The sequence below is a fragment of the Paenibacillus sp. FSL R5-0378 genome, assembly GCF_038009285.1.
Lineage (GTDB): Bacteria > Bacillota > Bacilli > Paenibacillales > Paenibacillaceae > Paenibacillus_AQ > Paenibacillus_AQ favisporus.
In genome coordinates this window covers 3,278,305-3,296,616 of sequence record NZ_JBBPAY010000001.1, presented here as the reverse complement: position 1 = coordinate 3,296,616, position 18,312 = coordinate 3,278,305, and the positions used below count along the sequence as shown (strand labels likewise).

The 18,312-nt window shown below is 54.0% G+C and carries 19 protein-coding genes; all 19 read right to left on the bottom strand.

Going from position 1 to position 18,312, the window contains the following annotated elements; translation table 11 throughout:
• Positions 1 to 45: 45 nt before the first annotated feature.
• Positions 46 to 2,130 carry a chemotaxis protein CheA gene (locus MKY74_RS15475; protein WP_076168108.1) on the bottom strand — a complete coding sequence of 695 codons (2,085 nt, stop codon included), beginning with the start codon at positions 2,128 to 2,130 and terminating at the stop codon, positions 46 to 48.
• A gap of 13 nt (positions 2,131 to 2,143) precedes the next feature.
• Positions 2,144 to 3,541, bottom strand: coding sequence for a protein-glutamate methylesterase/protein-glutamine glutaminase (locus MKY74_RS15470; RefSeq protein ID WP_076168111.1), 1,398 nt, complete (start codon positions 3,539 to 3,541; stop codon positions 2,144 to 2,146).
• Positions 3,542 to 3,576: 35 nt separating this feature from the next.
• Complete coding sequence (locus MKY74_RS15465) at positions 3,577 to 4,491, bottom strand: MinD/ParA family protein (protein WP_076168113.1); 915 nt, start codon at positions 4,489 to 4,491, stop codon at positions 3,577 to 3,579.
• The gene (flhF, locus tag MKY74_RS15460; RefSeq protein ID WP_076168115.1) at positions 4,488 to 5,921 is read right to left on the bottom strand and encodes a flagellar biosynthesis protein FlhF; all 1,434 of its coding nucleotides are present in this window, start codon (positions 5,919 to 5,921) and stop codon (positions 4,488 to 4,490) included. Before flhF ends, MKY74_RS15465 begins: the two co-directional genes overlap by 4 nt.
• Positions 5,918 to 7,951: a flagellar biosynthesis protein FlhA gene (gene flhA / locus MKY74_RS15455; RefSeq protein WP_076168118.1), complete on the bottom strand. Its 2,034-nt coding sequence runs from the start codon at positions 7,949 to 7,951 to the stop codon at positions 5,918 to 5,920. Before flhA ends, flhF begins: the two co-directional genes overlap by 4 nt.
• Positions 7,952 to 7,972: 21 nt before the next feature.
• The gene (gene flhB, locus MKY74_RS15450; RefSeq protein ID WP_244169195.1) at positions 7,973 to 9,061 is read right to left on the bottom strand and encodes a flagellar biosynthesis protein FlhB; all 1,089 of its coding nucleotides are present in this window, start codon (positions 9,059 to 9,061) and stop codon (positions 7,973 to 7,975) included.
• 22 nt (positions 9,062 to 9,083) lie between these two features.
• Positions 9,084 to 9,872, bottom strand: coding sequence for a flagellar biosynthetic protein FliR (fliR, locus tag MKY74_RS15445; RefSeq protein ID WP_076168123.1), 789 nt, complete (start codon positions 9,870 to 9,872; stop codon positions 9,084 to 9,086).
• A gap of 12 nt (positions 9,873 to 9,884) precedes the next feature.
• Positions 9,885 to 10,154: a flagellar biosynthesis protein FliQ gene (fliQ, locus tag MKY74_RS15440; RefSeq protein WP_076168126.1), complete on the bottom strand. Its 270-nt coding sequence runs from the start codon at positions 10,152 to 10,154 to the stop codon at positions 9,885 to 9,887.
• A gap of 32 nt (positions 10,155 to 10,186) precedes the next feature.
• On the bottom strand, positions 10,187 to 10,939 hold the full coding sequence (gene fliP, locus MKY74_RS15435; protein ID WP_076168128.1) for a flagellar type III secretion system pore protein FliP: 753 nt from the start codon (positions 10,937 to 10,939) through the stop codon (positions 10,187 to 10,189).
• Entirely contained in the window at positions 10,936 to 11,469 is a 534-nt protein-coding gene (locus MKY74_RS15430) for a flagellar biosynthetic protein FliO (RefSeq protein WP_076168131.1), read from the bottom strand. The genes fliP and MKY74_RS15430 overlap by 4 nt, the downstream gene beginning before the upstream one ends.
• 8 nt (positions 11,470 to 11,477) lie before the next feature.
• On the bottom strand, positions 11,478 to 11,843 hold the full coding sequence (locus MKY74_RS15425) for a response regulator (RefSeq protein WP_076168133.1): 366 nt from the start codon (positions 11,841 to 11,843) through the stop codon (positions 11,478 to 11,480).
• Positions 11,844 to 11,869: 26 nt separating this feature from the next.
• Complete coding sequence (gene fliY, locus MKY74_RS15420) at positions 11,870 to 13,144, bottom strand: flagellar motor switch phosphatase FliY (RefSeq protein ID WP_076168136.1); 1,275 nt, start codon at positions 13,142 to 13,144, stop codon at positions 11,870 to 11,872.
• A complete protein-coding gene (fliM, locus tag MKY74_RS15415) occupies positions 13,134 to 14,132 on the bottom strand; it encodes a flagellar motor switch protein FliM (RefSeq protein ID WP_076168138.1) in 999 nt (332 codons plus the stop codon). Before fliM ends, fliY begins: the two co-directional genes overlap by 11 nt.
• 34 nt (positions 14,133 to 14,166) lie before the next feature.
• Positions 14,167 to 14,634, bottom strand: coding sequence for a flagellar basal body-associated FliL family protein (locus MKY74_RS15410; protein ID WP_076168140.1), 468 nt, complete (start codon positions 14,632 to 14,634; stop codon positions 14,167 to 14,169).
• Positions 14,631 to 14,855, bottom strand: a complete 225-nt coding sequence (locus tag MKY74_RS15405; RefSeq protein WP_076168142.1) for a flagellar FlbD family protein — start codon at positions 14,853 to 14,855, stop codon at positions 14,631 to 14,633. The genes MKY74_RS15410 and MKY74_RS15405 overlap by 4 nt, the downstream gene beginning before the upstream one ends.
• 56 nt (positions 14,856 to 14,911) lie before the next feature.
• Positions 14,912 to 15,730 (bottom strand): flagellar basal body rod protein FlgG, encoded by an 819-nt coding sequence (gene flgG / locus MKY74_RS15400; RefSeq protein WP_076168144.1) that lies wholly within the window; start codon positions 15,728 to 15,730, stop codon positions 14,912 to 14,914.
• Positions 15,731 to 15,813: 83 nt separating this feature from the next.
• On the bottom strand, positions 15,814 to 16,203 hold the full coding sequence (locus tag MKY74_RS15395) for a TIGR02530 family flagellar biosynthesis protein (RefSeq protein WP_076168146.1): 390 nt from the start codon (positions 16,201 to 16,203) through the stop codon (positions 15,814 to 15,816).
• Positions 16,200 to 16,826, bottom strand: coding sequence for a flagellar hook capping FlgD N-terminal domain-containing protein (locus MKY74_RS15390; protein WP_076168148.1), 627 nt, complete (start codon positions 16,824 to 16,826; stop codon positions 16,200 to 16,202). The genes MKY74_RS15395 and MKY74_RS15390 overlap by 4 nt, the downstream gene beginning before the upstream one ends.
• A gap of 18 nt (positions 16,827 to 16,844) precedes the next feature.
• Positions 16,845 to 18,311 (bottom strand): flagellar hook-length control protein FliK, encoded by a 1,467-nt coding sequence (locus tag MKY74_RS15385; protein WP_076168150.1) that lies wholly within the window; start codon positions 18,309 to 18,311, stop codon positions 16,845 to 16,847.
• Position 18,312: the final 1 nt, after the last annotated feature.

Below are 18,312 nucleotides of genomic sequence, written 5' to 3'. Positions count from 1 at the left end.
CAATTCTTTACTGTCGCCGCAAGCCTTCCTTTATCGCAAGCCGTCCTATTTAATGAAGACGTTCGGATCCAGAATCAAGGCCACCTGGCCGTCGCCCAGAATCGTTGCCCCCGAAATTCCTTTGATTTGCGGCAGATATTTGCCAAGGTTTTTCAGGACGATTTCGTTTTGTCCGATAAATTCGTCGACGGTCAAAGCCGCCAAACGGTCTCCCTTATGGATGACGATGATCTCGGTTTCGCTTTCGTCCTCTTCATTAAAGTCAGGAACTTCAAAAATGCGGCTGAGCGAAATGAGCGGGATCATCGAACCGCGGAAATCCACCATTTTGTTGCCATGCACCTGGCGGATTTGCTCCTTCTTGACGATGCCGGTTTCCACGATCGAGCTGAGCGGGATGGCATATTTCTCGGATCCCATCTTCACGAGCATCGCGGCGATGATCGACAAGGTGAGCGGCAGCTGCACCGAGAAATTGGTTCCTTTCCCCGGTGTCGAATAAATGGTCACCTGCCCGCCGAGCGAAGTGATCTTTGCCTTCACGACATCCAGTCCGACTCCCCGGCCCGATACGTCGGAGATTTTTTCGGCGGTGCTGAAGCCCGGCGCGAACAGCAGCTGGTGCACCTGCTCGTCCGACATGCCCTTCGCTTCCTCCTCGGTAACGATGCCTTTCTTCAGTGCGGATTTCAGGACGTTGTCGCGATAGATGCCGCGCCCGTCTTCTTCTATTTCGATAAAGACGTGATTCCCGCTGTGGAAAGCCCGAAGGTGTACGGTACCCGTCTCCGGTTTGCCGGCGGCAACCCGGTCCTGGGGCGACTCGATGCCGTGATCGACCGCATTGCGCAAAAGGTGAACGAGCGGATCCCCGATCTCATCGATAACGGTCCGGTCAAGCTCTGTTTCTGCGCCGGTAATGACCAGCTCCAGCTTTTTATCCAGTGATTTGGCCAGGTCGCGGACCATCCGCGGAAACCGGCTGAACACCGTATCGACCGGGACCATTCGCAGCTTCAGGACGATATTTTGCAAATCGGAGCTGACGCGGCTCATGTGTTCTACGGTCTCGGTCAAGGCATGGTTCTGTACCTCTGAAGCCAGCTGTTCCAGGCGTACCCGGTCGATTAGCAGCTCGCTGAACAGATTCATCAGCACATCGAGCCGTTCGATATCAACCCGGATCGTGCGGGCCGGAGCACCGCCGGTTTTGGCGGCCGGCTTGGCTGCTGCCGCGGTCTTGTTATCCTTGCTCTCTGCCGCTGGCGCAGCGGCTGCCGGAGCGGCAGTGTCAGGTTTCGTTTCTTCGGCCACAGCCGCCGCGGATTGAGCGGATGCCGCCCCCATCTCGGCCATTTGCTGCAGGGATTCGTGATCGAGTTCTACTACTGAGGCTTGGTCAATCTCCGAAACGTTCAAAATTTGCTGTTTGAGTTCGGCAGGATCTTTTTGTGTTATGTAGTAGAGTGAGAAGCTTTTTTCGAATTTTTCCTGCTCAATATCCTGCACGGTTGGATGGGACTTAATGACTTCGCCGGACTTCTCCAGCAGATCAAACACCATATAGGCGCGGACCGCCTTCAACTGGCAATCGTCCCGAATGGCGACGTCAATATACAGCACGCGGTGCCCTTCCCCTATGGACTGCTGTAAAACGGAGTATTGAAATTCATCAAGCTGGATGGCGGTATTGGTTTCTTGCTTGGCCGGAGCGGAGCCTGCGGACTTCGCGCTGCCGGTGGAAGGGGCTTCTCCGCGAACGATCGCCTGAAGGTCGGCAACGATGGCCGATACGTCGGCTTTCCCTTCGCCGCCCTGGGTGATATCCTCCACCATAGCCTCAAGGGCATCGAGCCCTTTAAACAGCGTGTCGAAGATAAAGTCCTGCATCACCAGCTTTTCGTTCCGTACCAGGTCGAGCACGTTCTCCATTTGGTGGGTCAGCGACGCCAGGTCCTCAAAGCCCATCGTAGCCGCCATCCCTTTCAGCGTATGAGCCGAGCGAAAAATAATCTGGACGATGGAGAGATCATTCGGTGTCTGTTCGAGCAGCAGCATGTTTTCATTCAAGGATTGCAGATGATCATTGGACTCATCGATAAACATGGATAAATACTGATTCATGTCCATTATGAGACACCTCCTAATAAGTTTGCTTTCCGTTGCCTACAGCCTGGACGAGCCCTGCGGCAATATTGTGAAGCGGTAACACATGACTCACGCAGCCAAGTTCCACTGCGGAACGCGGCATGCCGTATACGATGCAGGTCTCCTCGCTCTCCGCGAACGTGCTGGTAACCCCGGCATCGTACAGCCGCTTCATCATCTTTGCCCCGTCGCTTCCCATCCCGGTCATCAGCACCACGTGGCGTTTCAGGGACGGAAGCTCAAGCAGGGATTCGAACATGACATCCACCGACGGACGGTGGCCGCCCACCGGACTCTCCTCCGTCAGCGAGATCATTAGGCCCCGGCTCTGATCCGGTACGATCTTCGTATGATAGCCGCCCGGGGCAATATAAGCGAACCCTGGCTCCAATGCCATTCCCTGCTCGGCTTCAACCACGGTCAGCGGGCTGAACGTATTCAGCCGCTGGGCGAGGGATTTCGTAAAATTGGGCGGCATATGCTGCACGATGACAACGGGTGCCGGAAAGTCGGCCGGTATGCCCTCAAGGAGCGTCTTCAGCGCCCGCGGTCCGCCGGTGGAGCAGCCGACCGCAACAAGCTGCGTATACGCGGTTGCTGCCCTGCCCTCCGCTGTCCGGCTGGGCTTGGCGGCATCCGTTCCCGCCGGCTTGGTTGTTTTCGCTTCTTGTGCCGAAGGAGCGGATTCCAGCACCTGGTGCGTCAGTTCGCGTGTTGTCCTGCTACTCGTAGAATCCTGATGTTTCTTTCCTGCTCCAGGCTTGGAAAGCTTCGTTGCCTTGGGCTTGTCAGGCTGCTGCAGGACAACCTCCTTATCGGGAGCGCTCTCCTGCGCGGCTGCCCCGTTACGAAGAACGCCGATTTCTTTTGCCAGGTCCGGGAGCGGCCGCTTCCGCCCAAGCTTTGGCAGGACTGGCGTTGAAACCGGTGCAGCCGCGGCGGGCTTGTTCTTCCGCTTCTCTTCCTCCGCTTTCCAAAGCGCTCTCCGTTCCTTGGCCGCCATAGCTGCCTTCATCTGCTCAAGCAGGGCATCCCGAACGTCATCGATCTGCTGCGCATGCACTACGGACGGCTTGCGAATAAAATCAAACGCTCCGGCCTCAAGCGCCTTGATCGTCTCCCTCATGCCGGCCTCATTGATGCCGGACAGCATGATTACCGGCAGCGGATGCGCCTGCATAATGGCCGTAAGCGCTTCGAGTCCGTTCATCACCGGCATCTCCACGTCCATCGTGACGAGGTCCGGCTGCTGGCTTAAAATTTTGTCTACGGCTTCCTTTCCGTTAACGGCCGTATCAACGACCCGAAATGCGGGATCCTTTTCAATGAGATCGGATACGATCTTCCGCATGAAAGCCGAGTCGTCCACTACTATGACTTTGTATGGCGTCATGCCGCTTGTTCACCTCTGTTCCTTAGTACAGAAAATCATTTTGTACGACGAAGCCATTTATGCATAAACCCTTTGATTCCTGTCAAGGCACTTGGTTCCGGGGGAGCCGGTACGAGCAAGTAACGGTATGCGATCCGCTGCAGATCCTTCGCTGCATCGCAGTTCGGGTATGCAAGGGAAAAGGGAACCTGCTTCTTCACGGCTTGTACAACATGACTGTCATCGGCGATGTAACCCAGCATGGTCGTTTCCACGCCCAGAAAACGCCGGGTCGCCATGGCGATTTTGTCGGCGGTTTGAGCCGCTTCCTTCTCATCGCCCGCCCGATTAATGATCAGCTTGAAGGTAACGCCCGGTTCCGCGCCGCTGACCACCTTGATTAAAGCGTAGGCGTCGGTGATTGAAGTCGGCTCCGGGGTGGTCACAACCAGGCATTCATCCGCCGAACGGATAAAATTCAGGTTCTCCTTGGACAGCCCAGCGCCGGTATCGAAGATGATATAGTCCATCTCGTCTGCCAGTCCTTCAATCTGCTCCGTAAAATAAGCCAGATCCTGCTCGGAGAGTGACAACAGCTCGGATAGCCCGGAGCCGCCGGCGATAAAAGACAACGAATGCGGTCCTTTCTCGATGATTTCGCTCGCCGACTTCTCACGCTGGAGTAAATGATACAGGTTGAATTTTGGCGAGATGCCCATCAGTACATCGATATTGGCCATACCGATATCGGCGTCAAACACCAGCACTTTCCGTCCCATCGCCTGCAGGGCAAGGGCAAAGTTGAGCGTAAAGTTCGATTTGCCTACGCCTCCCTTTCCGCTCGTAACGGTGATCAGCTTGGCGGTTTTCCCCTTTCCGGTCAGCCTGGGTTCCATTCCGGCTTCGGCTCCTCTCCCGCCGGATCCCCGCTGCCGGATCAAATCCCTTAATGCTTGTGCCTGGTCCATCATGGCGCCTCTTCTCCAAGCAGCATACCGCACAGCTTCTTGCTGTCCAGAAGCAGAAGGTCTTCAGGCACGTTCTGGCCGTTGGTCATGTAGGACAGGTACAGCGGGTATTCCCGGATCAGGTTAAAGACGGAGCCGCAGCTTCCGGTCTCATCCAGCTTGGTGAAGATCACCTTGTCCAGCCCATACTTGCTGAAGTGTTCTGTAATCTTCTTCATATCCTGGCTCTTGGATGTCAGGCTGAGCACCAGAAAGGTTTCGCTGTGGTCCGTTATGGCGGAAAACAGGCTTTGCAGCTCCGAAACGAGCAGCTCGTTACGATAATTGCGGCCGGCCGTGTCCATCAGGATGATGTCGCAGTCCTGAAGGCGCTGAAACGCCCGCTGCATATCACCGGGCGACTGCACCACCTCCAGCGGGACATTCAGAATGGAGGCGTACGTCCGAAGCTGGTCTACCGCCGATATCCGGTAAGTATCGGATGTGATCAGGCCAACTTTCCGGTGAAAACGCAGCAGCTGTTCCGCAGCCAGCTTAGCGATGGTCGTCGTTTTGCCGACCCCCGTAGGACCTGCGACATAGACGATCCGTGTCCGGTTGGCTATGCCTCCGCCAAACCGCTCCGAAAGGAACGCCAGCACCTGGCTGCGTACATGTGCAAACAATTCTGCATCCCCAAGCGTCCGGCCGCTCTCTTCCCAATGATCAAAGGAGGAGGTCATCCACTCCTCGATGAGGTCGAAATCGACCTCCTGCTGGATCAACCGCTCCTGCAGCTTCTCCAGTACAGCCGGGAGCTGCTGCTTCATCAGCGATTGGCGGGAGATTTTGGCCATCCACGCCTTCATTTCCTGCAGCTCTTCCAGCAGCTTGGCTTCCACGCTGTTTCTGGCCTCCGGCTCTCTTTCCCCCGCCTGCTGAGGCTGTTCAGAGCGGCTGAGCGCTCCGGTGTTCTGCCCCCGTTCCGAAAGAGGGAACGTTACGTTGGAAGGCGGCGTCTCGTTCGCAGCTGCTGATTCCCCATAGCCTGCCGCCTGGGTCACGGCCTCGCCGGCTTGAACGGATGTCATCTCCGCCTCCCGACGCTCCGGACGAGCAGGAGCGGCCTCCGGCTGGGCTTGATCTGCAGAAACCTTGGCGCCGGTTGCGGCAAGGGTCAGCTCGGCGGTCTTCTTGTATGCCTGCGGCACGGCCTTCTGTGGGACGGCCGCCTTTTGAGGAGCCGGGGCCTGCCGCTGTTTCGTTGCTGTATTCGCCTGTTCGTCTGCTTCCACCGCGGCGATGACCTCGATTTTTTTCTTCTTAAACATACCCAGGAAGCCGCCCAGCTTGGTCTCCTTCGTGCTCAGAATGACGGCATCGCTGCCCAGGTCATTGCGGATTTGGAGCATAGCTTCAGGCATCGTATCGACCACATATCGCTTTACTCTCATAAGTTCACCACTCCGACACTTTGAATTTCTACATTGGGTTCAAGCTCGCTGTAAGAAAGAACCGGAATATCCTGCATGGTCCGCTCAATCACCTGGCGCAAATACATCCGGATGGTCGGCGAGGCAAGCAAAATGGGCTGCTGTCCCGATTGAAGCAGGCGGTTGATCTGCTCGCTGAGCTTCTGGTACACCGTCTGGGTAGATACCGGATCCATCGCCAGATAGCTCCCCTGATCCGTCTGCTGGACGCTGTCGGCAATCTTTTTCTCCAGCGTTGGCCCTACTGTAATGACCTTGAGCGTCTCGCCTTCTCTTGAGAACTGCTGCGTAATTTGCCGGGATAATGCCTGCCGCACATACTCGGTCAGCACATCGGGATCTTTCGTATATTGGCCGTAATCGGCCAGCGTTTCAAAGATCGACACCAAATCCCGAATCGAAATTTTCTCACGAAGCAGCTTGGCCAATACTTTCTGAACATCTCCGATCGACAGCACCGACGGAATGAGCTCGTCGACGAGAACCGGATAATTTTCGCGCAAATTGTCGACCAGCGTTTTCGTCTCCTGCCGTCCAAGCAGCTCGTGGGCGTGCTTTTTGATCAGCTCGGTCAAATGGGTCGCCACGACGGACGGCGGATCCACTACCGTATAGCCCGAAAGCTCCGCGCGATCCTTCGTCGCTTCGTCAATCCACAAGGCCGGGAGTCCGAAAGCTGGTTCCAAAGTTTCAATTCCCGTGATCGATTCGTCATCGTAACCGGGACTCATGGCCAGGTAGTGATTTAATAGTAATTCACCGCTTCCGACGGTATTACCTTTAATTTTGATGACATATTCGTTCGGTTTTAGTTGAATATTGTCGCGGATCCGGATCACCGGGACCACAAGACCCAGCTCCAAGGCGCACTGCCTGCGGATCATAATGATCCGGTCAAGCAAATCTCCGCCCTGCTGTGTATCCGCCAAAGGAATCAATCCGTAACCGAATTCGAATTCGATCGGGTCCACCTGCAGCAGGTTGATGACACTTTCCGGACTGCGCACCTCTTCGATCTGCTGTTCCTCTTCCAGCTGTTCCACCTCGATCTGCTTTTTGTCCATGTTCCGCTGCATCCGGTAAGCGGCAAAGGCGAGCAGCCCGGCCAGCGGAAGCGTCGTGATGAGATGAATCGGAGTAAACAGCCCGAGGAGGGCAATCGTCGCCGCCACAATGTACAGCAGCTTCGGGTACGACAGCAGCTGTTTGGTCAGATCGTTCGCCAAATTGCCTTCCGAAGAAGAACGCGTCACGATCAAACCGGAAGCCGTTGAAATTAAGAGTGCGGGAATTTGACTGACCAGACCATCCCCGATAGTTAATACCGAGTAGGTGGACATCGCATCCTGGAAGGACAAGCCCCGCATGGCGATCCCGATAATAAAACCGCCGACCAGGTTGATCAGCAGGATGATGATGCTCGCAATCGCGTCCCCTTTGACGAACTTGCTCGCACCGTCCATCGCGCCGTAAAAGTCCGCTTCGCGTTCCACTTTGCGGCGCCGCTCCCTGGCCTGCTGCTCATTGATCATGCCGGCGTTCAGGTCGGCGTCAATGCTCATCTGCTTGCCGGGCATCGCATCGAGTGTGAACCGGGCGGCGACTTCCGCCACGCGTTCCGATCCCTTCGTGATGACGATGAACTGCACGACGACCAGAATCAGAAAGACGATAAAGCCGACGGCGATTTCCCCTCTGGCGATCCAGCTGCCGAACGTTTTGACGACGTCGCCGGCAAAGCCCTCGGACAGGATAAGCTTGGTCGTCGAAATGTTCAGCGCCAGCCGGAACAGCGTCGTAATGAGCAGAAGCGAAGGGAAAATGGAAAACTGCAGCGCTTCCTGCGTATTCATCGCGACGAGCAAAATAATGAGCGCGAGCGAAATATTAATGACCAGCAGCACGTCGAGCAGCCAGGACGGGATCGGAAGAATCATCATCATTACAATGCCGATGACGCCGGTCAGTATCGTTATCTCTTTTAATTTCAAAGCTTCCTTACCTCCGATCCCTTATCTCACTTTGCCTTTTAATTTATATACATAAGCCAGTACTTCAGCCACGGCTTGAAACAAATCGGCGGGAATCGAGTCCCCGATCTCCGCCCTTTGAAACAGCGCACGGGCCAGCGGCTTGTTTTCCATCGTAATCACGCCGTTTTCCTTGGCGATCTCCTTGATCCGCAGAGCCACAAAATCCTGCCCTTTGGCTACGATTTGCGGGGCATCCATGTTCGAGCCCTCGTACTTCAGGGCCACCGCGAAGTGGGTCGGGTTCGTGATGACGACGTCGGCCTTCGGCACTTCCTGCATCATCCGCTGCATCGCCATCCGGCGCTGCCGCTCCCTGATCTTCCCCTTGATCAGCGGATCCCCCTCCATTTTTTTATATTCATCTTTAATGTCCTGTTTCGACATCCGAATACTTTTCTCGAACTCATACTTTTGATACAAAAAATCCAGTGCGGCCATCACAAACAGGGCGGCCCCTATTTTTAGGCCGAGCTTCATCGTCAAACTGGCCACAAAATGAAACGTCTTCTCAATATTAACCTCGGACAGCTTGCCGATATCCGCGATAGCTCCTCTAAGCGTTTGATAAACGAGAAAGCCGATGATCACCAGCTTTAAGATCGATTTCGCGAACTCGACCAGAGAACGGACCGAGAATATATTTTTAAACCCCTTGATCGGGTCCAGCTTGCTGAATTTGGGCTTCAGCGATTCCCCCGTCAGCATGAAACCGACCTGCATCAAATTGGCGGCGAGCGCCATGACGACGACGGTAAGAAACACCGGCGCCAGCAGCAGCAAAATGTCGATGCCGTATTCCACGGCGAGGCTCATGACGTTGTTAATCGACAAATCCATGGTCAGGCGGTTCAGAAAAATGTCCTTGAACAGTCCGACAAGCCGCTCCTTGAACGATGAGCCGAACATGAGAAGGCTGAAAAAGGAAGCCAGCAGAACGACCGCGCCGGTTAAATCCTGGCTTTTGGCGACCTGGCCCTTTTTCCGGGTATCCTGCCGCTTTTTCGGGGTCGCTTTTTCGGTTTTTTCTCCGCCAAACAGCTGCAGATCCAGGGGATACCTGTAGGACACGTTCCTTCCCTCCATCCTCACATTACGCAGGCTTGTGACCGATAATCCCCAGAAGCGTCTGCATCGACTCAAACATGATCCCGAACAAGTCGCCGAAAATATAGGAAAAGCTCGGTACCAGCAAAAACAGAATCATCAGTCCGACAATAATTTTCAGCGGCATCCCGACGGCAAATACGTTGAACTGCGGTGCGGTGCGTGCCAGAAATCCCAGCCCGATGTCTGTCAGGAACAGCGCCGTGACGAGCGGAGCCGACATTTGAAAGGCAAGGACAAACGACTGGCCGAACGTCTTGATCAAAAATTCCGACAAGCTGCCATCCGCCATTCTGATAAACAACTCGTTGGAAAGCGGAACCCAGTCATAGCTCCGGATGATGCCGTCCAGCAAATAGTGATGCCCGTTCATCGTCAGAAACAGCAGCAGGGCGAACATGTACTTGAAGTTGCCCAGCATTGGCGCTGAGGTGCCCGTCATTGGATCCAGCACGTTCGCGATCCCGAAGCCGATCTGGATGTCGATGAAGGAGCCGGCCGTCTGGATCACCATAAACAGCACATAGGCAACGAATCCGAGCAGCAGCCCGATCAGCACTTCCCTGATGATCAGGAGGACGTACGTCACATCTGCCGGAACGCTCTGATGCACGCCATATGTTAGGTACACAAGCGCAGATACGAAAAAAGCGATGCCTATTTTGAAAATATTCGGGACTCCTTTAGAAGAAAGCACCGGAACGACAACAAAAAAGGCTGTAATTCGACAAAAAATAAGCATAAAAACCGGCAGACTTTCCAGCAGCATGTTCATGAATAAGTCCGCCTATCCGATATATTTGTACAAGTTGTCCAAAATGTTAAAAGTGAAGTCCACCAGCGTCGTCAGAATCCATGGCCCAAAGAAAAGAATCGCCAGCAGTACGGCCACGATCTTTGGCACAAATGCCAGCGTCTGCTCCTGAATTTGGGTTGTCGCCTGGAAAATGCTGATCACCAGACCGACGATGAGTCCCAGCAGCAGCATGGGCGCACTGACCTTCAGCACGGTATATACCGCCTGGCCGGCGAGACCGATAATAAATTCCGAATTCATGGCTGAACATCCCGCCCCTTCTTCATACTCATTCAGGTATTAAAGCTCATCAGCAGCGACTTGACGACCAAATACCAACCGTCCACCAGCACAAACAGCAAAATTTTAAACGGCAGCGAGATCATGACCGGCGGGAGCATCATCATGCCCATCGCCATCAAGGTACTGGATACGACGATATCTATAATGAGAAAAGGAATAAAGATCATGAATCCCATCTGAAAGGCCGTTTTGAGCTCGCTGATCGCGAACGCCGGCACCATGACCGTGAGCGGAATGTCCTTGTAGGTATTCGGCTTTTCGATCTTGGTATACTTCATAAACAGCAGCAGGTCCTTCTCCCTTGTGTTGGAGAACATGAACTTTTTCATCGGTTCCGCCGCTTTGTCCAAAGCCTGCGTCTGTGTCAGTTCTCCTTTTAAATACGGCTGCAGGGCCACATCATTGATGGAGGAAAAGGTTGGCGTCATGACAAACAGCGTCAAAAAAAGAGCCAGCCCTACGATGACCTGGTTAGGGGGCATCTGCTGAGTTCCAAGCGACGTTCTGACAAAACCGAGCACGACCACGATCCGCGTAAAACTGGTCATCAGCACAAGCAGCGCCGGCGCGATGCTGATGACCGTGATGAGAAGCAGAATCGAGAGCGAGCTGGTGCTTGGCTTCCCTCCGGAGTCCCCTACCTGGATATCGATATTCGGTATCGGATCCGCAAAGGCGGCCGTCACCGAGAGCAGGCTGATCAATGTAACGATGATACAAACGAACAAAACCTTCTTTTTCATGGCTCCCTCAACCGATCTGTAGTATTGTCTTCCCGCAGGAGCTCTTCCATCTTCTCTTTACGGTTTGACATCCGGCGCAGCTTCTCGTCAAATACTTCATGAAATTCCGGCGTTTCCTCCAGGCTGATCTCCTCGGATACCGGACCCGTTTTGCGCAGCTTTGCAGCAAGCTTGGCCACCAATGGCGATAACCCGTTCTGCGAGTATGCCGGATCCTGTTCAAACGATGCCAGGATGACGGCGACCTCGTCAGGGTCGGTAATTTTATCGACGAGGCGAATATCTTCGCCTACGCCGACCAAATATACGCTGCTGCCGATTTCAATGACCTGGAGCGATTTGTTCGGCCCCAGCCCGACAGCCCCCAGCGTCCGGATCGAACGGCTGCTGAACCAAGTTTTATTTTTCCGGCCGAGAAAACGGATCAGAAGAATAATGAGTGCAATAATCACCGCCAGGACGATGATGACATAAACCAGGCTGAGAGCGTAATTACCGGAGCCGGGAAGCGGCGTATCTGGATTACTCATCTAAAGTCCTAAACTCCCAGCGTCTTATTGATGGCTTCAATAACGCGGTCGGTCTGGAACGGTTTGACGATAAAATCCTTCGCGCCTGCTTGGATGGCGTCGATGACCATCGCCTGCTGCCCCATGGCGGAGCACATGATGACCTTCGCGGCCGGGTCGATCTTTTTGATTTCTTTCAGCGCGGCGATCCCGTCCATTTCCGGCATCGTAATATCCATCGTAATCAGGTCCGGACGAAGCTCTTTAAACTTCTCGATCGCCTGGGATCCGTCCTGGGCCTCTCCGACTACCTCAAAACCGTTTTTAGTCAAAATATCACGGATCATCATTCTCATAAATGCAGCGTCATCCACGATAAGAATTCGATTTGCCATTGATTAAAAATCCTCCCTAAATTTTGCTATTGTAATTTTTGTATTCGGTCCCACTGGCTGAGAATATCCGTGACACGCACCCCGAAATTTTCATCGATAACGACAACCTCGCCTTTGGCGATCAGCTTGTTGTTGATCAGGATGTCAACCGGCTCGCCCGCCAGCTTGTCCAGTTCGATGATTGAACCTTGAGACATTTCCAGGATATCCTTAATTTGCTTCTGGGTCCTTCCTAATTCTACGGTGACTTTAAGAGGAATGTCCATCAATAAGTTTAAATTATTTTGATCGACCTGGCCGAACGAGCCACCTTGTAAATTCGCAAATTGCACGGGCTGCACGTTGACGTTGCGGTTAGGCATAGACCCGTAATGCTGCGGCATGGCCGCATAAGGATTCTGCATGTTCGGATCGTACGCTTGCCCCGGCATGGAAGCGGGCATCCCGGCAGCTGGAGCACCGTAGCCCGGCGCGCCGGACGGCATTCCGTAATCCTGCTGCTGCGGAGCCGGCTGACTGGCTGTCGGAGGCGGGTAAGAGGCCTCAGGCTGAGATGCCGGCCGCTCAGGCGCTTCAACCGCTGGCGCCGCCTGCTGCATCGACTGTTCCGCCTCGTCCGAACCATGAATCAGCATGCTGACCATATCCTTGGCGAACTGGACCGGAAGCAGCTGCATGATCGTGGAATCGATCAATTCTCCGATTTTGAGCCGGAAAGAGATCTTGATCAGCGTTTGCTCGGAAGGCAGGCTGTTGACCCCGTCGCCGTTGGCCATGTCCAAAATGTCGATGCCTGGCGGCGAAATATTGACGAACCGGTTAAATATCGTCGACATCGAAGTGGCCGAAGAGCCCATCATTTGGTTCATCGCTTCCTGAACCGCGCTGATATGGATTTCGTTCAGCTCCGCATCCTGCGGATCACCTTCTCCGCCCAGCATCAGGTCGGCGATGACCTGCGCGTCACGCGTTTTAATGACCAAAGAGTTGATCCCTTCAAAACCGTCCACATACGTGACATGAACAGCCACATGGGGCTTGGGGAACTCTTCCTCAAACTGGCTGCGGGTAATGATGGACACCTTCGGCGTCGTAATGTCCACCTTCTTGCCCAGCAGCGTCGAAAGTGCAGTGGCTGCACTGCCAAACGTAATGTTGCCGATCTCTCCCAGTGCATCCTGCTCCAGAGGCGTTAAATAATCGTCTACCGTCGAACCCGCATTTCGGGAGAAGTCGGCCGCTTCGGTCTGTTTCAGCAGGGCGTCGATCTCTTCCTGGGATAAATAATCTTTACTCGTCAAGTTCTTCAGCTCCTTCGCTGACAATTTCGTCGATTTGCACGGCCACGCGGTCTTTGACGGTACCCGGGCTTCCTATAAACTTCAACCGGTCACCAACCTTGATTTTCAGTCCCGAATGTACCGGCTTGGCCAGACTGATGACGTCCCCTACATTCAATCCCAAAAACTCGGATACGGAGATATAAGACTCCCCAAGCTCGGCGATCATGCTCAGCTTGGCTTGGCTGATCCGGTTTTTGAGCGACTCGGCTTCCTCCGGTACGCTGGACTTCTTCTCCGATACAAACCACTGATGGGCCGAGAGCTTCGACATAATCGGCTCCAGCACTACATGCGGAATACAGAGGTTGATCATGCCCGTCGTATCGCCGATTTTAGTGCTCAGCGAAATCAGGGCGATGGTTTCGTTCGGTGAGACGATCTGCATAAACTGCGGATTCGTCTCCATCGCCTCCATCCGTGGAGAGATATCCAGCACCGTTTTCCACGCTTCCGCCAAGCTCTCGAACGCCCGGCTGAAAATTCGCTCCATGATCGTCGTTTCGATTTCGGTGAGCGAATTGATTTTGGAAGGAGCGTTTCCGACTCCGCCCAGCAGCCGGTCCAGCATGGCATAGGCCACGTTCGGGTGTACTTCCAGCACCATTCTTCCTTTCAAAGGTTCCGCCTCAAAAATATTGAGAATCGTCATCTTCGGAATCGAGCGGATAAATTCGTCATATGGAAGCTGCTCGACCTGAACCACGTTAATTTGAACAAACGTCCGCAGCTGTGCGGAAAAATAGGTCGTCAGATAACGCGCGAAATTTTCATGAATCCGTGTCAGACTTCGGATATGATCCTTGGAAAAGCGGACGGCCCGCTTGAAATCATAGGAACGGATTTTTTTCTGGGTCTCTTCTTTTTTAAGTTCCTCCGCATCCATTTCACCGGACGACAATGCGGCGAGCAGGGCGTCAATCTCATTTTGCGATAATACATCAACCAATCATCTCACCCCCTTACGGTTTCCGGTCGTTATGTTACAGCGGCGTCAAAACAAAGTTCGTGATGGAGATTTGCGTCAGTTTCCCTCGTGTCAAGGTTTTATTGATCAGATTGATCAATTTTGCGCTTAATTGGTCTTTTCCTTTGGAGCCCTTCAGTTCCTCGGGTCTCGTATCGGCGAGCGTCTTAATAATGATGGGCTTGATCTCGAATTCTTTGATCTTATCGAATTCTTCCTTCGATTTTTTGTCGTTCAATTGGAACGCAAAATTCATCAATACGATATAATCCTGATCCGCGAGATTGGTCTTGATATCCGTAATCTCCGAAGTGATTTCCACAAGCTCGTCTGCCGATAATTTTGGAGCCTCGATCGTTTGGGCGGCCGATTTCGTTTCGTTTGAACTGCTCCCGAAATATTTATCCATCAGCAAAAATGCGGCAAGCACGATCAGTGTAATCGCCAGCAGTATCGTTATTAGCCAGGGCAGCATCTTTTTCATGGGGATTCCTCCGTTTGTTGCACTTTAATAGTTGCGTTGTGAACGCCGATTTCCTGATTGTATTGCTTCACCAGGGAAATGACTTCCGCCGCTTTTTCCAAAACAATCATTCGTTTGCCCGTAACCAGGGTAATATACGTGTCCGGCGTTTCTTCCACTGTTTCGATAAGCAGGGCATTCAGCCATAATGGTGAGCCGTTTAACCGGGTAACTAAAATCATAGCAGGCCTCCTATGGAAATCGGAGGAGGACAGGCCTCCCCCGTCACTTCACTCTACTAACGCTTCAGATTGACAATTTCCTGCAGAACTTCGTCAGAGGTCGTAATGATCCGGGAATTCGCCTGGAAGCCGCGCTGGGCGACGATCATTTCGGTGAATTCGCCGGTCAGGTCAACGTTGGACATTTCCAACTGCCCGGCTACGATTGCGCCAGTTCCTGCATCTGCGTCGTTCCCCGTTGTAGGGGTAAGCGTTCCACCATCGTTGGCGTTCAAAGTCATCCGGTACAGGTTACCGCCGATTTTCTCTAGACCTTCCGGGTTCGTCACCTTACCCACACCTATAATCGTTCCATTATCGGTAGTCCCGTCAGCCAGTTTCTGAATAATGGTTCCATCTTGGGAAATCGAGAATGAAACGGTCTCTGCTTGAAGCGTAATAGGAGTTCCATCGGAATCGCAAACGAACATCCCATCTGAAGTCACCAGATTTTTTTGCGCATCCACATGGAAGTCACCGGCGCGGGTCAGAAATGGCGTTTCCTGATCGCCTGACAGTTTAATAAGAAAGAATCCGTCTCCGTCGATCCGCAGATCTGTAGGAACGTTGGTGGTCATCGCACTTCCAGCCGTATGAACGGTATCAATCGAACCGATGGACACGCCGAGACCAATCTGCTTGGCATTAACTCCGGCTTGGTCTGTTCCGTCCGGCGCTGTCACGCCAGATACGGTCTGGCTCATAACATCCTTAAACATGACTCGGCCTGCCTTGAAGCCGGTCGTGTTAACGTTGGCGATATTGTTGCCGATTACGTCGAGCTTGGTTTGGAATCCGCGCATCCCTGAAACGCCTGAATACATCGATCTCAACATGGGTCTGTTTCCTCCTAGGTTTGTGAAATGAACTGCGTCAGTCGGTCAGCAGTTCCCTGGCTTTCCGGTTCGGGCCAGCCAGCTTACGACAGCACAACCGCGCTGTCAATTTGGGTAAACACGTTGTCTTTCATGGATTTGCCGTCCATCGCCGTCACGACCGTCCGGTTAGGAACGTTGACGATGAGCGCCATATCCTTCATCAGGATCAACGATTCCTTGCTGCCTTTGGCGGCAGCCTTTTCAACGGCTTGGTTCAGCTTGTCCAGCTGTTCCCCTTTGATCTCGATCCCTCTTTGCTCCAGCCGCTTGGCCGCATGATTGCTGAACTTGAGCAGGCTTCCCTGCAGCAGTTCATCAAATGACGTCTGGGACGAGGCGTCCGGCGTTGAGGCCGGTTTCGAAGTCTTGACGGGTGCGGCCGGATATATCCTTCCGGGATAGAGCTGTCCGATCGTCATCCGTTCGTTCATGCCGATTCCCCGTTCCCGCCTGTCGTGCCCTCTCCTGCCGCTGCGCTTGCTGCCTCGGCGCCTGTCTCTCCGGTTTCAGAGGCGTTGCCCGCAGAACCTTCTGCCGTGCCGCCCGCATTCGACGCACCGTCAGTTGATGGCGTTTCGGTATCAGCCGGAGGAGTACCCTCTTCCTGCTTGGCATTCATGATTTCGACGATCTTCGTAATCGGAATCGCTACTGACCCGACGGAAGCGTACTGAACGCCGTCCTTGACGATAATCGAATCCACGATGCCCGTTTTGATCTCAGACGTACTTTCGCCTGATTGATCGGAGCTGCTTCCGCTATCGACCCAGCTGATCTGTTTGCCGATCAGTCCCGATACGTTGCCAAGGGACTGACTCATGGCGTTCAGCTGGCTGGATATGTTCATCAGCTGCTCGACCGAGGTGAATTGGGCCATCTGGGCGATAAATTCCTTGTCCTCCATCGGCTGCATCGGATCCTGGTTTTTAAGCTGGGTCACCAGAATGCTCAGAAACTGGTCCTTGCCGAGTGTCTGCGTCTTCGTGCTGGCCTTCTGCACGTTGGAAGCCGAGTAGTTAGGCCAAATGTTGCTTGTCGATACGATATCTGACATGGTTGTTCACCTCCGTTTTTACGCTTTGGCTGTAAACGTATTTCCTTGGTCCGCCTGCTGCCGGGCAAGCCATTCATTCAGCTCGTCTCCCAGCTCAGCCACGGTCAAGGCATCTTCGGAGGAAGCGTCCTTGTCCTTTTGCCGGCGGTTCGGCTGCTGCTGACCCGATTGGGATTGACGGCCGTCGTGATACATTTGGGACTGCAGCGAAGGGTTTTGCGTTACCACAAGTTTCTCAACCTGCACACCCTGCGATTGCAGCGTACTGCGGAGCTGGCTCATCTGCTGTTCCAGCAAATCCTTGGCTCCGGCGTGCTCGGTCGTAAATTGGGCAACGAGCTGTCCATTTTGCATCGTCAGCTTAATGTCGACCTGGCCCAGGTGTTCCGGGTACAGCGATATTTTCGCTTCCGAGATGCCTTCTTGCTTCACGATTTCCAGCTTGTTTACGACAAATGTGCTCATTTCTTTGGCAAACTGCGTAACGGGCACCGCTTGCGCCGCTGCTTTATGAGGCGACTGAATGCCTTCTTTCATCACGAGATGCCCTGCCGTTACCGTTGTCTGGCTGGTAAGCGGATCCTCCGGCTTCGCCGCCGCTTCCACCTCTTCTCCGGAAGAAGGGCTTGCAGCGGATGCTGCTGTTTGCGCATCGGCATTCGGCTGCTGTCTTGTCAAGATCGTACTCAGCACGGCCTTGCCGCTTGCAGCGGATGCAATATCGCCTGCCGGCAGCTGCCGGATCGCTTCCAGCAACGCGGAGATGCGGCTGGCTTGTCCTTCCGCTTTAGGCTGGAACATTGGTGCCGTATCCTGTTGCGCTACCGATTCCGAGTCCTTGACCAGAGCCGCCGGTTTGCTTTGCCCAGGAGCTGTGGCGTTCTGAACCAGGTTATGGAACGTTTCCAGCAGTTCTGCAGCCTGCGCCGTGGTGTCCGCCCCCGTATTTGGCTGCTGCAGCACCGTGATCAGCTGGGCCAACGCATCCTGTGCGGCAAACCGTGCCGTCGCCGGGTGGCTGGCCAGTGCCGTCAAGGCTTGATCGCCCTCATTAGCCGGGGTGTCTTCAGACTGTGCTTCGCCGTTTCCTTGAACGTTCAGCAGCAAGGTGGTTACCTGCTGAATCCAGCTTTGCAGGGCGCTCAGCACTTCAGGGTCTTCGGCAATCGCTTCATCCAGCTGATCGGCATCCAGAAGAAGGCTTTGCAGCAGGGCTGCGGTATTCTGCTCATCACTGTCCCCGTTCCCTTGAACCGCCGTCGTTTGAGCATTTTTCAGCAGTCCTTCCAAAAGTGACGCCGCGCCGTTCATGGCCGAAGCTTCCTGCGAACCGCCTGCTGTACCTGTCATCAGCTGAGTCAACGAGACTCCAAATGCCGGTACCAGTGCCGTTCCCGCCGAGGCGTTTGCCGCACCGCCGCTTGTTCCCGCTGTCTTCGCTCCGGTTGACGCACCTGCGGAAATGTTTTGAAATATCAGGCTCATC